This is a genomic window from Gelidibacter japonicus, from assembly GCF_010725055.1.
Lineage (GTDB): Bacteria > Bacteroidota > Bacteroidia > Flavobacteriales > Flavobacteriaceae > Gelidibacter > Gelidibacter japonicus.
Map to the genome: position 1 here is coordinate 100,514 of NZ_BJKB01000006.1, position 16,355 is coordinate 116,868.

Annotated in this window: 17 protein-coding genes and 1 tRNA gene; 10 read left to right on the top strand and 8 right to left on the bottom strand. The window is 37.0% G+C overall.

From position 1 onward, the window contains the following. Positions 1-25: 25 nt before the first annotated feature. The 3 genes from G6N06_RS08265 (at position 26) to G6N06_RS08275 (ending at position 1,702) form a co-directional block, all read left to right on the top strand. Complete coding sequence (locus G6N06_RS08265; protein WP_163515769.1) at positions 26-631, top strand: MarR family winged helix-turn-helix transcriptional regulator; 606 nt, start codon at positions 26-28, stop codon at positions 629-631. A 34-nt stretch (positions 632-665) separates the two neighbouring features. Beyond that, positions 666-1,370, top strand: a complete 705-nt coding sequence (locus G6N06_RS08270) for an AKAP7-like phosphoesterase domain-containing protein (protein ID WP_163515771.1) — start codon at positions 666-668, stop codon at positions 1,368-1,370. 258 nt (positions 1,371-1,628) lie between these two features. Continuing rightward, positions 1,629-1,702 (top strand) — tRNA-Arg (locus G6N06_RS08275). Positions 1,703-1,906: 204 nt separating this feature from the next. On the opposite strand, the gene G6N06_RS08280 is transcribed toward G6N06_RS08275, so the two are convergent. Further along, complete coding sequence (locus tag G6N06_RS08280; protein WP_163515774.1) at positions 1,907-2,242, bottom strand: 7(1) septoil knot domain-containing protein; 336 nt, start codon at positions 2,240-2,242, stop codon at positions 1,907-1,909. A gap of 125 nt (positions 2,243-2,367) precedes the next feature. Here G6N06_RS08280 and G6N06_RS08285 point away from each other — a divergent pair, with 125 nt between their 5' ends. Continuing rightward, positions 2,368-2,808 (top strand): DsrE family protein, encoded by a 441-nt coding sequence (locus tag G6N06_RS08285; protein WP_163515776.1) that lies wholly within the window; start codon positions 2,368-2,370, stop codon positions 2,806-2,808. Positions 2,809-2,886: 78 nt separating this feature from the next. Here the strand turns inward: G6N06_RS08285 and G6N06_RS08290 are convergent, their stop codons facing one another. Then, on the bottom strand, positions 2,887-3,801 hold the full coding sequence (locus tag G6N06_RS08290; protein ID WP_163515778.1) for a WD40 repeat domain-containing protein: 915 nt from the start codon (positions 3,799-3,801) through the stop codon (positions 2,887-2,889). A gap of 265 nt (positions 3,802-4,066) precedes the next feature. Next, complete coding sequence (locus G6N06_RS08295) at positions 4,067-4,621, bottom strand: ferritin (RefSeq protein WP_163515780.1); 555 nt, start codon at positions 4,619-4,621, stop codon at positions 4,067-4,069. 198 nt (positions 4,622-4,819) lie between these two features. Between G6N06_RS08295 and G6N06_RS08300 the strand changes: the two genes are divergently transcribed. From G6N06_RS08300 to G6N06_RS19715, 6 genes are all read left to right on the top strand, one after another. Beyond that, entirely contained in the window at positions 4,820-5,320 is a 501-nt protein-coding gene (locus G6N06_RS08300; protein ID WP_163515782.1) for a pyridoxamine 5'-phosphate oxidase family protein, read from the top strand. Positions 5,321-5,401: 81 nt separating this feature from the next. Continuing rightward, a complete protein-coding gene (locus tag G6N06_RS08305) occupies positions 5,402-6,424 on the top strand; it encodes a ligase-associated DNA damage response exonuclease (RefSeq protein WP_163515784.1) in 1,023 nt (340 codons plus the stop codon). Beyond that, positions 6,421-8,013 (top strand): ATP-dependent DNA ligase, encoded by a 1,593-nt coding sequence (locus G6N06_RS08310; protein WP_163515786.1) that lies wholly within the window; start codon positions 6,421-6,423, stop codon positions 8,011-8,013. Before G6N06_RS08305 ends, G6N06_RS08310 begins: the two co-directional genes overlap by 4 nt. After that, complete coding sequence (locus G6N06_RS08315; protein ID WP_163515788.1) at positions 8,010-10,469, top strand: ligase-associated DNA damage response DEXH box helicase; 2,460 nt, start codon at positions 8,010-8,012, stop codon at positions 10,467-10,469. Before G6N06_RS08310 ends, G6N06_RS08315 begins: the two co-directional genes overlap by 4 nt. Beyond that, on the top strand, positions 10,466-11,116 hold the full coding sequence (gene pdeM / locus G6N06_RS08320; protein WP_163515790.1) for a ligase-associated DNA damage response endonuclease PdeM: 651 nt from the start codon (positions 10,466-10,468) through the stop codon (positions 11,114-11,116). The genes G6N06_RS08315 and pdeM overlap by 4 nt, the downstream gene beginning before the upstream one ends. 66 nt (positions 11,117-11,182) lie before the next feature. Further along, positions 11,183-11,320 carry a hypothetical protein gene (locus G6N06_RS19715; protein WP_205334744.1) on the top strand — a complete coding sequence of 46 codons (138 nt, stop codon included), beginning with the start codon at positions 11,183-11,185 and terminating at the stop codon, positions 11,318-11,320. Between the two features lie 101 nt (positions 11,321-11,421). On the opposite strand, the gene G6N06_RS08325 is transcribed toward G6N06_RS19715, so the two are convergent. From G6N06_RS08325 to G6N06_RS08345, 5 genes are all read right to left on the bottom strand, one after another. Further along, the gene (locus tag G6N06_RS08325; protein ID WP_163515792.1) at positions 11,422-12,603 is read right to left on the bottom strand and encodes a THUMP-like domain-containing protein; all 1,182 of its coding nucleotides are present in this window, start codon (positions 12,601-12,603) and stop codon (positions 11,422-11,424) included. A 34-nt stretch (positions 12,604-12,637) separates the two neighbouring features. Further along, entirely contained in the window at positions 12,638-13,726 is a 1,089-nt protein-coding gene (locus tag G6N06_RS08330) for an AI-2E family transporter (protein WP_163515794.1), read from the bottom strand. Positions 13,727-13,817: 91 nt separating this feature from the next. Beyond that, positions 13,818-14,324 (bottom strand): TrmH family RNA methyltransferase, encoded by a 507-nt coding sequence (locus tag G6N06_RS08335; protein ID WP_163515796.1) that lies wholly within the window; start codon positions 14,322-14,324, stop codon positions 13,818-13,820. Between the two features lie 243 nt (positions 14,325-14,567). Beyond that, entirely contained in the window at positions 14,568-15,182 is a 615-nt protein-coding gene (locus G6N06_RS08340; protein WP_163515926.1) for a DUF4159 domain-containing protein, read from the bottom strand. A gap of 464 nt (positions 15,183-15,646) precedes the next feature. Further along, positions 15,647-16,351, bottom strand: a complete 705-nt coding sequence (locus G6N06_RS08345; RefSeq protein ID WP_163515798.1) for a 16S rRNA (uracil(1498)-N(3))-methyltransferase — start codon at positions 16,349-16,351, stop codon at positions 15,647-15,649. Between the last annotated feature and the right edge of the window lie 4 nt (positions 16,352-16,355).

The window sequence follows — 16,355 nt, forward strand, 5'->3', positions numbered from 1 at the left end:
AATCTTCCGTATAAATCTATCAGACATGAAGCATTCATCTTTTAGTTTAGATGTACAAAATCAAAAAATAGAGCATAAAATTGTGGTTGCTCTTGAACGAATCTCAGCCGCGTTCAGGGTCCTGCTGTGGAATGAAAGTAAAGAAAATTCACTAAGTCCAATACAAATTCAGATTTTGATTTTTATTCATTTCCATTCGTTGGAGAAATGCAAAGTCGGTTACTTAGCAGATGAATTTAATATGACCAAAGCTACTATTAGCGATAGTGTTAAGGTATTACTTGCAAAAGAGTTGGTGTTCAAAATAACTGATGCATCAGATGCAAGAAGCTATTCAATTGTCCTTACTTCCGAAGGGGAAAAAATAGCAAAAAAGGCATCGTTATTCACGTCTTCTATTGAGCAACCTCTCGAAAAATTAACTGAAGAACAAAAATCCGTTATGCTCAACGGATTGCTGAGATTGATATATGATTTAAATAAATCAGGAGTTATTACTATTCAACGCATGTGTTTTACTTGCGCTTATTACAAGAGCGATGGTGGAATCCATTACTGTAAACTCCTGAACAAAAAACTCACAGAAACTGAAATTCGTGTGGACTGCCCAGAGCATGAAGTCATTAGTTAAAAACCATAGCCATCTACTAATAAGATAAAAATCATTGAATCTCCAGGAACATTACAATAAGCTCTATAAGGAATCCATTAGGGAAATATCTTCCGATAATTACGAAATCGACCCAATGATCCATGCTGAAAATGATCGGCGATTTGGGATGTCACTTTTGATCAGACCTCCAATGGCGGTCAAAATAGAAATACAAAAGTTTCTAAAGGAACTTCAAAGGATTGAACCCCATCAATATTATTATCCAAACTCTGACATTCACATCACGGTCATCTCAATAATATCTTGTTACGACGGACTTATGCTGCCAAACCTGAATGTACCGGCATACATTGAACAAATAGGAAATAGCCTTAAAAATGCGCAGAAGATTAGTATAAGTTGTCAAGGTGTTACCGCTTCGCCTTCTTGTATTATGATCCAAGGATTTATGGAAGATAACAGTTTAAATACTATTAGAAACAACCTAAGACATGACTTTAAAAACTCTGATTTGGAACAAAGCATGGACGAGCGCTATTTGATTCAGACAGCACACACAACCGTTTTTCGGTTTACCGAACCATTAAAGCAAAAAGAAAGATTTTTGGAACTTGTAGAAAAGTACAGAAATCATGATTTTGGAAGTTTCCAGGTAAATAAATTGGAACTTTCGTATAACGATTGGTACCATCGAGAGCGATTGGTTACAAGACTTCATGAATTTAAGATTGGAAACAGCAAGGTAAAGACTCAATGAGCATGAAACTACGATGGCTCCAGTGAATATTTTGCAAATTTGATAATTGATAAAAAAGAAAATTTCAGACTTAAGTAATTAGTAATTAAGTCATTTGTATTTTTATTTATTTAAGAGAAAAAAACATCTATTTGAAGATCAATTTTTTTTGCTTTTTGTTTATGATGTTTTAATAGAAATTGTATATTTGCCGACCGTAAGACAAATGAAAACTGTTTTATTCTGTCTTTACCATTTTCAGAACACTAGTTCTTGAATGGGCTCGTAGCTCAGCTGGATAGAGCACCTCCCTTCTAAGGAGGCGGTCATAGGTTCGAATCCTATCGGGCTCACTTAATGCAGAACTTCCATCAGCCAACAGGCTGGTGGATTTTTTGTTTTGAGAAATATTGTAAAATGAATTTTTAAGGATCATGACCAATTGTTGTGTTTATGCAAAAAATGTCGTTAACTTATAAAGTAAGAAAACCTTAGATAGTACAGGGTTGTCCTTGTTTGAAGACATCTTATGAATTTTAAGTTGGCTTATATCTACTTTAATACAATAAACTTTTCTTGGAATTTTTTCGCCATCCCGCCTGATTCTTATAGTCGACAAAGAAAATTTTTAAATCTGCTTGGTTTTCGTACTTCACAAAGAATATTTTTTTTTTGGCTTGATTGGCATATTTTGTAAAGTACCACTTGCCATCATTCTTACCCGCTTGATTTTCATATTTCACTTTATACACCTTTAAATCGGCTTGGTTTTCATAATCAACAACGTATACTTTGACATCAGCTTGATTTTCATAGTCAACTGAATAGATTTTTTGCGCATTTGCAATGCTGAAAGTCAACGGCAGTATTAAGATTAGAAGTGAGCGTTTCATTTTGTTTAATTTTAGGAGGCATATGGTAACATAGGTTACAATCAAAAACCAAATGATACCGTATGTTTGCCCCTTGTGATATTAGTCGCCTATTTACAATAAATTATCCCAAATTTAAAGAAATTATGAGAAATCAGTTTTTAATTGTCCTTTTCCTTTTTACAGGATCCGTTTTGTACACTACAGCCACTGCACAAACCCTTAGCATCTCTGACATCGAAAATTCTGTGAAAGCAGATGGAAAATATGCCATACTCGTCCCTAATGCGCGCTATTTTCAAGCAGCGGTGATGACAGGTAAAAAACTCAAAGGCAATAATCCGAAAATGGATTTTGAGATTGTCATTATCAGTGTAGCTGCCAAAGACTTGGCAACCGATGAGAACTTGATTTCATTTATTGAAATAAGTGAAAAAGTGGGCATTCGTATTGTTGTTTGTGAGTCGGCAATGAACCATTTTGGAGTAAAAAAATCAGATTACCATACGTCTATTGAAACGACGCCAGATGGGTTTGTTTATCTGTTTGGTTTACAAGAAAGCGGATTTAAGACGATTACCTTGTAATTTTCACGGAATGCTTTTTCTTTTGTGATTTGAAGATTACTTATGAGTTATCTAAAGATAATTGATCGCTTGAGGTAATTAATCGACTTGTATGTCCCATATCATAATGGTCCGATCGTCGCTTGCTGAAATCAAACAATTATTATAAGTACTCCAAATTAATTTATTGACAGAAAATTGGTGTCCATCAAAGGTTTCTTTATCAATTATTTCTAATAGTTCAAAGGTTTCGGAATCCCATATTTTTATGGCTTTGTCGCGACTCGCTGTAGCAAATAAGCTAGCATCTGGGCTGTATGCAATGTCATAGATTGCCCATTCATGAGCGGGAATTGATTTTTTGAGTTCGTAACTTCCCACTTCCCAGATGTTCAAATGGCCATCTCTTCCGCCTGTCAAAAGGCCTTTTCCATCTGGACTGAAACACGCGATATTTGAGGACAATTGATGTCCAATAAAAAGCCTTTTCTCCAATGAGGTATCTAAGTCAAGAACATGAATATTGCCATCTCCGGCAGTAATAGCTAATTCTGAACTCTTATAATTAAAATCAAGATGACGTACTTTTTCATCACTTAGCAGGACCAATTTGATTAAGTCTAAACTGTCCAATGAATAAACCGCCAAATAACCGTCTCCGCCAAGGGTATAAATACATTTAGTTTCAATGGAATAGCGGATATTAAAAACCTGAGAGCTATGGTTTGTTAGAAGTTTTATTTCTTGATTGGTTTTTAAATCCACTATATGAACAGTGCCATTAGAAGTTCCTGCCAGTAACCGTTGTTTTTCTGGAATGTGACAAATAGAATATATAGGCGCTGGAAAACGAGCGACCACTTTATCCAATTGAAATGTTTCTAAATTCCATTGCGCGATAACCTGATCTACACTTCCAGAAAAAATCAGATGGTCATCTGTTCCTGTATCTAAAGCGTATATCGCCGCTTTATGTCCTGTGAGCTGTGCTATTTTATTTACCTCAATAGTCATTCTTCTACGTGTTGTTGTCGCAATTATGATTAGTACTGGTGATGGATTAGTTGATCAATTACGCAAGATACGCAACTAATTTACTTCATAGAAATAGAATTAACATTCTTAGATATATAGTTTTTTGTCGCGTAACTTACCTCAATCGAACTTTGACGTGAACTATGTGAATGGTGGTATTTATCTTCCATATAAACTTGGTAAGTATGACCCACAAAAAAACCCTCAAGCGAGGGTTTTGTATATTGGAAAGTACATAGTCTTATTATTCCGGTTTGTCCATAGAGGCATTTCTTGCCAATGGCGCTTCATCCGGTGCTTCAGCCAAAAACTTATCAAGATTGAATAAGGATTCATCCGTGGCTTTTGGACCACCTGCAATTTTAAGTTTATCCAATAGGTCCATGACCATTTTTTCTTCTTCCATCTGTTCTTTTACGAACCATTGGGCAAAGTTGTAAGTGGCCCAATCGCGCTCTTCATGCGCCAAATTCACAATCTCGTATATGGCCGTAGTATTGTCAACTTCGTGCTTAAAGGTTTTCTCAAAACAATCCTGTAAGTTTTTCGGATCTGCAGGAGGTGCTTTGATTGCTGTTATTTTAACAGTGCCGCCGCGCTGCATAATATATTGAATCACCTTCATCATGTGGTCACGCTCTTCGGCCACGTGTCTGAAAAAGAAATTTGCAATCCCACCATAGCCTTCAGAATCTGCCCAACAGCCATAGCTTAAAAAAACCTGGGCTGCCTCAGCTTCCTTAGCGGCTTGCTTATTTAAAATGTCTTCTATTTTTTTTGATAATCTGTTGGTATCCATTGTTTCTATATTTTAATTATCTATAAAATAAATCAATTCATTAAAGATGAATTACCTCATTCGCCACAAATAAGTGTTGTATAGATTTATAGTAAATCAGATGTGGAAGTTTCGTTTTTGGGATATGATTTTATTGGATAGAATTATCCGTCGTTTAAATTGTTCACTAATTTTACAAATAAATTAAACAGAAAAATTATGGGCACACAGAATTTATATAATGACGACGCAAAAGAGAAGATTAAAGAGATGGCAGAGGATATCGACTTTACGATGATGGCCACAAATCTGAAGCAAACACCCCTACACATGATTCCGATGAGCACTAAAAAAGTGGACTCTCAAGGAAATATTTGGTTTTTAAGCAATAAGAATAGCACACACAATGAGAATTTGATGAACGACCCTAATCTTCATTTAATTTATGTCGATAAAAATGATATGCAGTTTCTGAATGTTTATGGAACAGCTACCATCACCACAGATAGAAGGATGATTGATGAACTTTACGGTAAGTCTGATGATACATGGTTTGATGGAAAAGACGATCCAAACATCACCGCTATCTCTGTAAAACCGACCGAAGCCTTTTATTGGGATCCGAAAAACAACAAACTGGTTACTTTGGTTAAAATGGGCGTTGGTGCCATTACTGCAGATCAACCCGATACCATGGATTTCGGAAAATTAAAGCCGTAATTATTGTAGAATTTGAATTGAAATCGATTTTTATCCATTTCCATTCTACTTTATACATTTAACTTAGAAAGCACGTCACATTTGAAACTCATTAAATTCACAAAAAAAGGCATTTATTGTATCCCTGGAAAATTCTATCTCGATCCGTGGTTGCCGGTAGATTTTGCCATCATTTCCCACGGACATGCTGATCATGCCCGAACCGGAATGAAATATTATTTGTGCCAAACGGATTCAAAAGCCATTTTAAAGCATCGACTCGGAGCCGATATACAGATCGAATCCTTGAATTATAATGAGCCCAAAACCGTCAATGGGGTGCAAGTCAGTTTTCATCCTGCGGGACATGTCATTGGATCTGCCCAAATACGATTGCAGTATAAAGGTTTTGTGGTGGTATTTACTGGCGATTATAAAGTGAAAAACGATCATCTGACCATCCCTTTTGAACCTATCAAATGTCATGAATTTATCACAGAAAGCACTTTTGGTCTTCCTATTTATAATTGGCTAAGTGAAGACCAATTGCAGCAACAAATGCATGATTGGGTATTGAAAAATCAATCGCATAATCGTACCAGCGTGTTTTTGGGATATTCCTTAGGAAAAGCACAACGCATCATGAAACTCATGGAAGGTGTTGATAAAATGTACGTTCATGCGGCTATCCACAACCTTAATAAGGCTATTCAAGGTTCAGGCATTCCGCTTCCGCAGACTGAATTGCTCAACTACGACTTTAAAAAAGAAGATCTTCAAAATAAAATTATCATTATGCCTCCTGGCTTGTTGGGATCAAAATTATTGAAGAAGATTCCAAATGCTGCCACCGCTATTTGCTCTGGGTGGATGCAAATTAGGGGGAATAGGCGCTGGCAAGCTGTAGATGCCGGATTTGCAGTAAGCGATCATGCCGATTGGAACGGTTTGTTGTCTGCCGTAAAAGCCAGCGAAGCAGAAAAAGTCTATGTAACCCACGGCAGTCAAGCGACTTTTTCAAAATATTTGAATGAATTTGGTATTCCATCGGCAGAAGTAAAAACAGAATATGGTTCAGATGAAGATGACAAGGAAGTAGTAACCGAAAAAAAGGAAGCCTTATGAAACATTTTTCAGAACTCATCAGCGCGATTGAAATCACCAATAAAACCAATTCAAAGATTGATGCCTTGGTGGACTATCTAAAAGCTGCTCCAGAAAAGGACAAGCTTTGGATCATTACCTTATTCACAGGCAAACGTCCTTCAAGGCCTGTGAAAACAACGCTGATGCGTCAATGGTGCATGGAAATCACCGGATATCCCGAATGGTTGTTTTTGGAAAGTTATAGCAGTGTGGGCGATTTGGGAGAAACCATCGCTTTAATGCTTCCAGATCCGACACATAAAATTGAAAAACCATTAAATGTTTGGATGGAAGAATTGATTGGCTTACGACCAAAATCTGACGCCGAGAAAAAGATATATGTGCTCAATGCTTGGTCAGGATTGGAAATGCAAGAACGTCTAATTTTCAATAAATTAATTGGTGGAAGCTTTCGAATCGGCGTTTCTAAAAAAACCTTGGTCAATGCCTTATCTAAGTATTCTGGAATTGATGCCAATCAGCTGATGCATAGTATTATTGGCAATTGGGATATCAACAGTATCAGTTTTGAAGATTTGATCCAGGGTGAGCATATCAACTATGACAATTCGAAACCCTATCCGTTTTGTTTGGCCTATACTTTGGAAAAGGAACTGCCAGAATTGGGTAATCCTGAAGAGTGGCAAGTGGAATATAAATGGGACGGCATTAGAGGTCAAATAGTTAAACGCAATGGCGAGATTTTTATCTGGTCACGAGGTGAAGAACTGGTAACAAGTCAATTTCCCGAATTGGTGAGCGCTATGGAGACCTTCGAGGAAGACTTTGTCATCGACGGCGAAATATTGGCACTTAAAGACAATACTGTTTTGTTGTTCAATGATTTACAAAAACGGCTAAATCGGAAAAACGTCAGCAAAAAAATGTTGGAAGAAATACCGGTTGGGTTTTATGTTTACGATGTTTTAGAATGGAATGGGCAAGACATTCGTACACAACCAATGACCTATCGGCGTGAAATTTTAGAGACTTTATTAGCCTCTCAAACCTTACCAAATCATATTTTAATTTCTGAAATCATTACATTTAATAATTGGAGTGAATTGGATGCTATTAGAAATCAGGCACGTGAATTCAACAGTGAAGGTTTAATGCTAAAGCAGAAAAACTCACCTTATCACACTGGTCGTAAAAAGGGCGATTGGTGGAAATGGAAAGTCGATCCGCTTACGATTGATGCCGTGATGATTTATGCCCAAAAGGGTAGTGGAAGACGCAGTTCAAAATATACAGATTATACTTTTGCAGTAAAAAAAGACGATGGTTTAGTAACCGTGGCCAAAGCCTATTCGGGATTGACCGACGTTGAAATCACTGAGATTTCAAGATTCGTCAATAAAAATGCCATCGAAAAATTTGGTCCTGTTCGTACCGTAAAACCTGAATTGGTTTTTGAAATCGCCTTTGAGGGTATTGCACTTAGCAATCGTCATAAATCGGGGGTAGCTCTAAGGTTTCCACGGATTTTAAGATGGCGACGTGATAAAACCGTTGATCAGATTGATACCATTGAACAAGTTAAACAACTAATCACAAATCCCACTTGAAAAAGGTTCAGGACTCACAAGGCTATCAGATAGTTACCGATTGGATCGAGAAGAAAGGGCAAAAGCCGTTCGATTTCCAATTGCAAACCTGGAATCAATATCATAACGGTTACAGCGGAATGGTGGTTGCACCTACAGGATTTGGAAAGACCTTTTCTGTGTTTTTAGCTGTCGTTATTGATTATCTCAACCAACCGGAAGCCTATCAAAAAGGCATGAAGTTACTTTGGATAAGTCCGCTACGATCGCTTGCCAAAGATTTGGCAAAAGCGATGACCATTGCCGTGGAAGAAATTGGATTGGATTGGCAAGTGGAGGTCAGAAATGGCGATACCCCACAAAAAGACCGTCGCCGACAGGAGCGTTTAATGCCCGATGTGTTGTTGACCACGCCAGAAACACTTCATATATTATTTTCACAAAAAAATAATTCCCGATTTTTTAAAAACTTGCATTGTGTTGCAGTAGATGAGTGGCATGAATTGTTGGGATCCAAACGTGGGGTGCTGACCGAGTTGGCAATATCCAGATTGTTGAGCCTTTCAAAATCTATGAAAATTTTTGGAATAACAGCCACCATTGGTAATTTGGATGAAGCCCAAAAGGTATTGATTCCGTATAAAAACATCAAGACCAAACGTATTGTTGCCAAAGAGAAAAAGAAGATAGACATCATTACCGTGCTCCCTGATGAGATTGAGGTCTTGCCGTGGGCTGGACATATGGGCGTAAAGATGGCTTCTAAAATCATACCGATTATTTACGAAAACAACACCACACTGATTTTTACCAATACCAGAAACCAATCGGAAATTTGGTATCAGCAGATTCTTAAGATAGAACCAGATTTGGCGGGACAAATTGCCATTCATCATGGATCTATTGATGCGCAATTACGAAACTGGATTGAAGATGCCATTTCAGACGGACATCTCAAAGCAGTGGTGTGCACATCTTCGTTAGATTTAGGCGTCGATTTCAAACCTGTGGACTGCGTTATCCAAATTGGATCGCCAAAAGGTATTGCGCGGTTTATGCAACGGGCAGGACGTAGTGGCCATTCACCATATGAAACCTCTAAAATATATTTTGTGCCTACGCACTCTTTGGAATTGATTGAAGCCGCCGCATTAAAACAAGCCGTAAAAGATAAACGTATTGAAGCCAGAGAACCGATGGTCTTAACTTTTGATGTGCTCATTCAGTATATGGTTTCTCTGGCAGTTGGTGAAGGTTTTAATGAGAAGGAACTTTTTGAAGCCATTCAGAAAGTACATGCCTTTCATTATATGACCGAAGACGATTGGCATTGGGCACTTCAGTTTATTACCGAAGGAGGGAACACTTTGAAATCATACGAAGAATACCACAAAGTTATTTTGGACGATGATGGACTGTATAAAGTAAAAAGTAGAAGGATTGCCATGTTGCATCGCATGAATATTGGTGCCATTGTAAGTGATGCCATGTTGAAAGTGAAGTTTTTCTCCGGTGGATATATCGGGATGGTGGAAGAATATTTTATTTCGAAATTAAAACCGAATGATCACTTTATTTTGGCGGGCAGGGTATTGGAGATGGTGACCATCAAGGATATGACGGTATTGGTGAAGCGGAGTAAACGAAAGTCGGCCATTACCCCAAGTTGGATGGGAGGCCGTCTGCCTTTATCCTCTTATTTAAGTCATTATTTGCGTGAGAAACTGACGGAGTCGCTTCATCCAAAAACCGCCGAAAAAGAACTTAAGTTTCTGCATCCGTTGATTTCCCAACAGGAAAAGAATTCCCATATTCCAGGTAAAGACGAGTTTTTGATCGAAATGATTGAAACCAAAGATGGCCATCATGTGTTCATGTACCCATTTGAAGGGCGACTGATTCACGAAGTGATGGCCGCGTTGATCGCCTATCGTCTGAGCTTGATAAAACCATTGACTTTTACTATTGCCATGAACGATTATGGTTTCGAACTGTTGAGTGATCAGGCCATTCCAATTGATGAGGAGACGATCACGGATATCTTATCCAAAGAAAATTTAATGGAAGATGTGATCGGAAGCATCAATGCGTCAGAAATGGCCTCTCGTAAATTCAGGGATATTGCCGTTATTTCAGGTTTGGTGGTGCAAAGTCAACCTGGAACCCGGAAGAACAATAAAAGTTTACAATCTTCTTCTGGATTGATTTTTAGGGTTCTGGAAGATTACGAGCCTCAAAATTTATTATTGCGACAAGCCTACACCGAAGTTTTTAATGAACAATTGGAAGAAGTGCGTTTAAAAGAAGCCTTTGAACGCATTTCTAAAAGTAAACTTATCCTTAGATTTGCAAAATCTTTCACACCATTAAGCTTTCCTATAAAAGTGGATAGTTTACGACAATCCTTGACCAGCGAAGACTTGGATGCGCGGATTAAACGGATTAGAGACGAGGTGCTGAAGCAAACACAGCTATGAGTACTATTACCAAAGACATTTCAATTCAAAATGAAGTATTAACGCTGACCAACCAACGTGCCCTTTTTTGGGGACAGCATAAAACTTTGGTTTTATCTGATTTACATATAGGAAAAACTGCCCATTTTAGGAAAGCTGGAATTCCTATTCCGTCAGCCATCTTGGACAATGATTTAAAAAAGCTACAAGATTTAATAAACTTTTTTGAGGCAGAAATAGTCCTTGTGGTTGGCGATCTTTTTCATGCAGAAAACAATACGGATATCGATCAGTTTCAGAAATTTCTACAAGATAATAGAAAAGTCAGTTTTGAACTCATTAAGGGCAATCACGATCGGTTAAAAAATAGCTTTTACGAATCACTGGGGATTTCCGTTTACAAAACTCATAAAGATGTGGCCGCTTTCCGATTTGTCCATGATGAACAACATTGTGGCGAGGATATTTTTTGTATTTCCGGACATACGCATCCTGGAGTGCTAATAAGAGGTAGAGGGAAGGTATCGATTAAACTTCCCTGTTATGAGCTTTCTGAGCACCGCTTAATCCTTCCTGCGTTCAGTGAGTTTACAGGATTAAACACAAAACGAACAGTTGATTCTGCTATATGTTACGGTTTTACTGAAAAATCGGTATTTGAGATATGATTTTTCGTTAATGCGCACTTCACCAATTTCATTTCGCATTATATTTATAAATTAAAATCTAAGAGAATGAAAAATATTTTAAGAGCCCTTGTTGCTGGTTGGGGTGCAAAGAAAATAGGTGGAGGTAAATGCGGCTGCATCGGCACCATCATCATATTCATCATTTTATATGTATTGTTGGGTCCTGTATTTAATTTATTCTAAGTAAATGTTTTAGTACCGATGAATGATGTATAATGCTCGTAACCGTCTGCTTAAGAGTATGTTAAAGAATTGAATTGATTTTTTGTTTCAAATAGAAATTATCATTCAACTTTCGCACAAACTAATACTATTTTCTCATTTCGGACATCTGTTGTAAAGAAAAGATAATCATTGCCACCATCTTTAATTTTGAATGATTTCCGAATATTTTGAACCGTGTCAGGAAAATTACGAGTTGTGATATTGGCATTTTGAATCGATAGCGCTTTAATTTGCTTTTTGTTATACGGGATCGATTTCAATATTATAAATGTCCTTCCTGGAAACTCAATCAACGTTTCACATGTATATAAATGCGAATGTTTATGAAGTTTCTTCACCCTGAAAGCTTCTATCACTGAGTTAAAGCCACCAGATTTCATAATAGCCGAATTTGGTTCGTAGAGATAGGTGAGTGGTTCACTATACATGGTCTCAACCTGGGCTTCGTCTTCCATAAAAAAATCAAAGTGTTCATTACCGTTATTCTTAAGGTTAATGGTCTTGATTTTTATATTCCCAGAAAACACATGCTCTAAAATCCATAACAATTCCTTGACCTCATTATTGACAGCAACAATATGGATAGTCTTAACGTATTCCAATTCGTTCAGTCCTATCGTAATGTCCAACAATGGAGAGGTTTTTATCAAGACATTCTTTGAGTGTGACCATAATAATTCTAAATGTTCAGGAATGTTGGGCAAACAATCCTTTAAAAAGAACACCTTGCCCTTGCTATCATGACGTCTGGAGGGATCAACATAGATCCAATCATAATCTTTCGATGAATTTTTAAGATAGGATAAGCCGTCTTCAGCAATCATATTGATGTTATTGGCTTTAAGTGTTTCAAAATTGTGTTTAACAATACCACTGAGATCAGCATCAAGCTCGCAATGAGTGACCTGTTGGAAAATCTTTCCGAAATAATAGGCATCTACTCCAAAACCACCAGTAAGGTCAATGAGGGTTTTGCCTGAAATTAAATGCGACTTGTATTCAGCGGTCAGTTCAGAAGATGTTTGTTCAATATTGAGTTTATTTGGATAGTAGATATTGGATTGTTGGAACCAAGTTGGTAATTTCTTTTTACACCGGCCTTTCGCTTCAATCTGTTCTACCACCTCTGTTGCCCTCACCTTATGGAAAGGGACACCTTTTAAAATCAGAGTGGTTGGATCCGTTTTAAGGTTTTGGTTGATATAATCTTGAACTTCAGGTTGTAGAATTGCAGGATTCATCGCATATAATTTAATGCAATATTAACCATTACACTTAAAGATTCTTGGTCAATTGCTTAACGATTTTGTATTCCGATAGGAATTCCTTTGAAATAACCTTTAAGGTGGTATAAAATGGAACGGCAATGATCATTCCTGGGATTCCAAAAATCAATCCTCCGATAATGATTACCAAAAAAACTTCCAAAGGGTGAGAACGCACGCTTTTACCAAAAATGATAGGTTGAGAAAAAAGATTATCGATCAACTGGGCGATGGCCACTCCAATAACAACTTTGACAAGAAGTGGTAGTAAATCTGATGAAAAATCGACCCCTAAATTATTAGAAACCACTACCAAAAGCATGACTGCGCCTCCGAGAAGAGGCCCCAAATAGGGTACAATATTGAGAAATGCACAGATAACCGCTATGGCAAGTGCGTTTTTCACATCTAAATTTAGCAATAGCAAAAAATAGAAGATGCCCATAATCGTGGTCTGTATGAGCAGTCCGATAAAATAACGGGACAATAGTTCCTTGGCTTTATCCAAAACTCTCAAAAACCGACGTTCTTTTCCTTCTTCGGCAAAACTGGCTACGGCATTTGATATCATACGGTCGTCCTTCAGTAAAAAGAATGAAATAAATAGGACAGAAAACACACCAATAAGAAAGGTGCCAATATTATTTACGAAAACATCCACAAAACTAACTACAAACTCAGAATCAAAATTTTGTACAAAGTCGGTGCGTTTGATGGCTTCAATAATATTGATTTTTTCCACTCCAAGATATTCGCTTGCCTGAATACTGAGTTCATTTAAATCGGTTTTGACCATTTCAAAATCAATTTCCGATATGTTTTTGCTCTGTTCCAATATTATGGGAACGAAAAGCCATAAAGCTAAAGCAAAAAGTCCCCCAATAAATAAAAGCGTTATAAAAGCGGATATATTTCTTCCTAACTTCAATCGATCCTTAAAAAAATAAACCACAGGCCTGAAAATAAGCGATATGACCCCGGCAATAAACAAATAAAGTAATAAGGACTGTATTTTGTAAAGAAAGATTAACAGCATTATTATGCCAAATACAACGGCTAATGCTTGTAAAATTCCTTTCGAAATGGTTTTTGCTTTCATTTTTTAAATATAAACCAAATTTAGGATGCGGTTGCAACAAAAATTAACGCTATTCAAAACAACTTTGACAATGGTTCTGAACAATTGTCATTTATTCTTTTCTAAACTGTTTAGTTATTTCATAAAGTGCAATATTAGTGGCCTGTACAACATTCATACTACTGTTTTGACCAAACATATCGATGTGAATAATATGATCAGATAATTTTAAGCAAGCTTCAGAAATACCAAAATTCTCATCACCAATAAGTAATACTATCGGTTGATTGGTGTTCAGTTTCATGTGAGTCAGAGAGGTGCTATTATCTGTGATTTCTAAAGCGATAATTTGGTAACCCAAGTTTTTAAGGTTTTTTAAAGCTTCTTCCGAATTCTCACACCATTCGAAGTTGACATATTTTTCAGTAGCTCTTGAGGTTTTTGCCATCTTTCTTCCAAAAGGAATGGGATTGCCAGAGAAGATTAACTTCTCAATTCCAAACGCATCAGCAGTTCTAAACAAACTTCCAATATTGGCAGCATTGCTCACATTATCGCATATCAAGGTTATGGGAAAGGTGTGTTGTTTGAAATTTGAATTGTAATGGGTGAGCTGCATAAAGATTGGAGATTGTTGATTAACGATTATTGATTTTGTGTATTTGAATCTGCTTTTTCGGTATGTGTTAACTTATCAGGATGTACCTCTAAGCAAATGGATTGATGAGTTACGATTTACGATTAAAGATTGCTATTCATAATGATAAACAATAACCCTTTATTGCTGATTTGTGTTTCTGAAACCCGCCTGAACAGATGGGCAGGTTGGTTTTTGAAAACCTTTAAATAGTTCAAAAGCTACTTAGTTTTCAAAAACATACTTCATAATATTGGCCCCCATTTTCAACGCTTTTTCCCGGACTTCAAAAGGGTCATTATGGACTTCTTCATCTTCCCAGCCGTTTCCTAAATCAGTTTCATAAGTAAAGAGCAACACCAATCTATCGTTCTCAAAAATACCAAATGCCTGAGGGCGTTTGCCATCATGCTCATGGATTTTAGGCAATCCCTCAGGGAATTTAAAGGCGGTACTAAAAATGGGATGCGTCTTTGGCAATTCTACCAATTCCTTATTCGGAAACAATTTTTTGAGTTCTTTTACCAAGTAAGGCTCCATGCCATAATTGTCATCAATATGTAAAAATCCACCGGAAAAAAGATAGTTTCTTAAATTTTCAATATCGTTCTCACTGAAAAACACGTTGCCATGTCCTGTCATATGTATAAAAGGAAATTGAAAAATATCAGGACTATCAGGCTCTACGGTTTGTGGTCTGGGATTGATTTTAGTATTGATGTGGAGATTACAATACGAAATTAAATTGGGCAAGGAGGTAGGGTTGGCATACCAATCGCCACCCCCTTTATACTTTAATACGGCAATTTCTTGTGCATAAGTTGAAACTGATAGGCACATAGCAAATACCAAAAGCGAAGCAAATTGTCTTAATATTTTCAAATGGAATGTCATCTGTCAAAAGTATAAATAAAAATAGTGATACCGTAAAACATTAAAAAGATTGGTTCAAAATTAAACTAGTGCGATATCGCGGAATTCAGTTTTCATTTTTAAAAAGTGAAAAACAAGAAACCAATATGTAATGACCCCTCATCGTCTCTATCTACAAGATTATTGTCTATTAATACAGCACTTTTATAGAGCTATTAGTATCAAGAGCGGTGAACAGTATTCATGCTTTTTTGATATAAGGATATTTCAGAAAAGCATAGCGTGACGTCATCTTATTAGAATCATAGAGATTAAAAAATTTCAGCTCCATAGGGGCGACATAAATTGACATAAGAAAACGAATGGTTAAATAGAGGTTGTTTTACTAAAGCGATATTAATCAAGAATATATAGCATTCTATATAAAGCTTTTATTCATTTGTAAAAGCAATGCTATGGCACGCTACAATGGCTGCTGTTTCTGTACGCAAACGCGTATTTCCTAAGCTCACAGGTTGGAATCCTAAAGATAGGGCAGCCTTGATTTCATCAGGACTGAAATCGCCTTCAGGACCAATCAAAACGAGCACATCTGTATGAGATTGTAATGCGTTTTTTAAGGAAACACGTTCGGTTTCTTCACAATGTGCAATAAACTTCTGGCCGTTGAAGGGTTGATTTATAAAGTCATTAAATGATATCGCTTCCTGTAATTCTGGCAAATAACGGTGTAATGATTGTTTCATTGCCGCTTGAAGGATTTTTTCAAATCGGTCAGTTTTAATGACTTTTCGTTCGCTGTGTTCGCAAATAATGGGCGTTATAGTGTCCACGCCAATCTCAGTCGCCTTTTCTAAAAACCATTCGTAACGATCGTTCATTTTTGTAGGAGCTACCGCTAAATGGACTTTGTAGTTTCCGACAGGTACAAACGATTTGGAAATTATGGATGCCACACAGTTTTTTATATCTGCAAGTGTAATTTCAGCAACAAACATCCAACCTTTTCCATTGGTGATTTGGAGCTGGTCGCCATTAGTTTTTCGAAGCACCTTCACAATATGTCGGCTTTCATCTTTTGAAAAGTCAATCTGCGTGGTGCTTTCGTCAATATTTGGATTATAGAAAAGCTGCATTGCG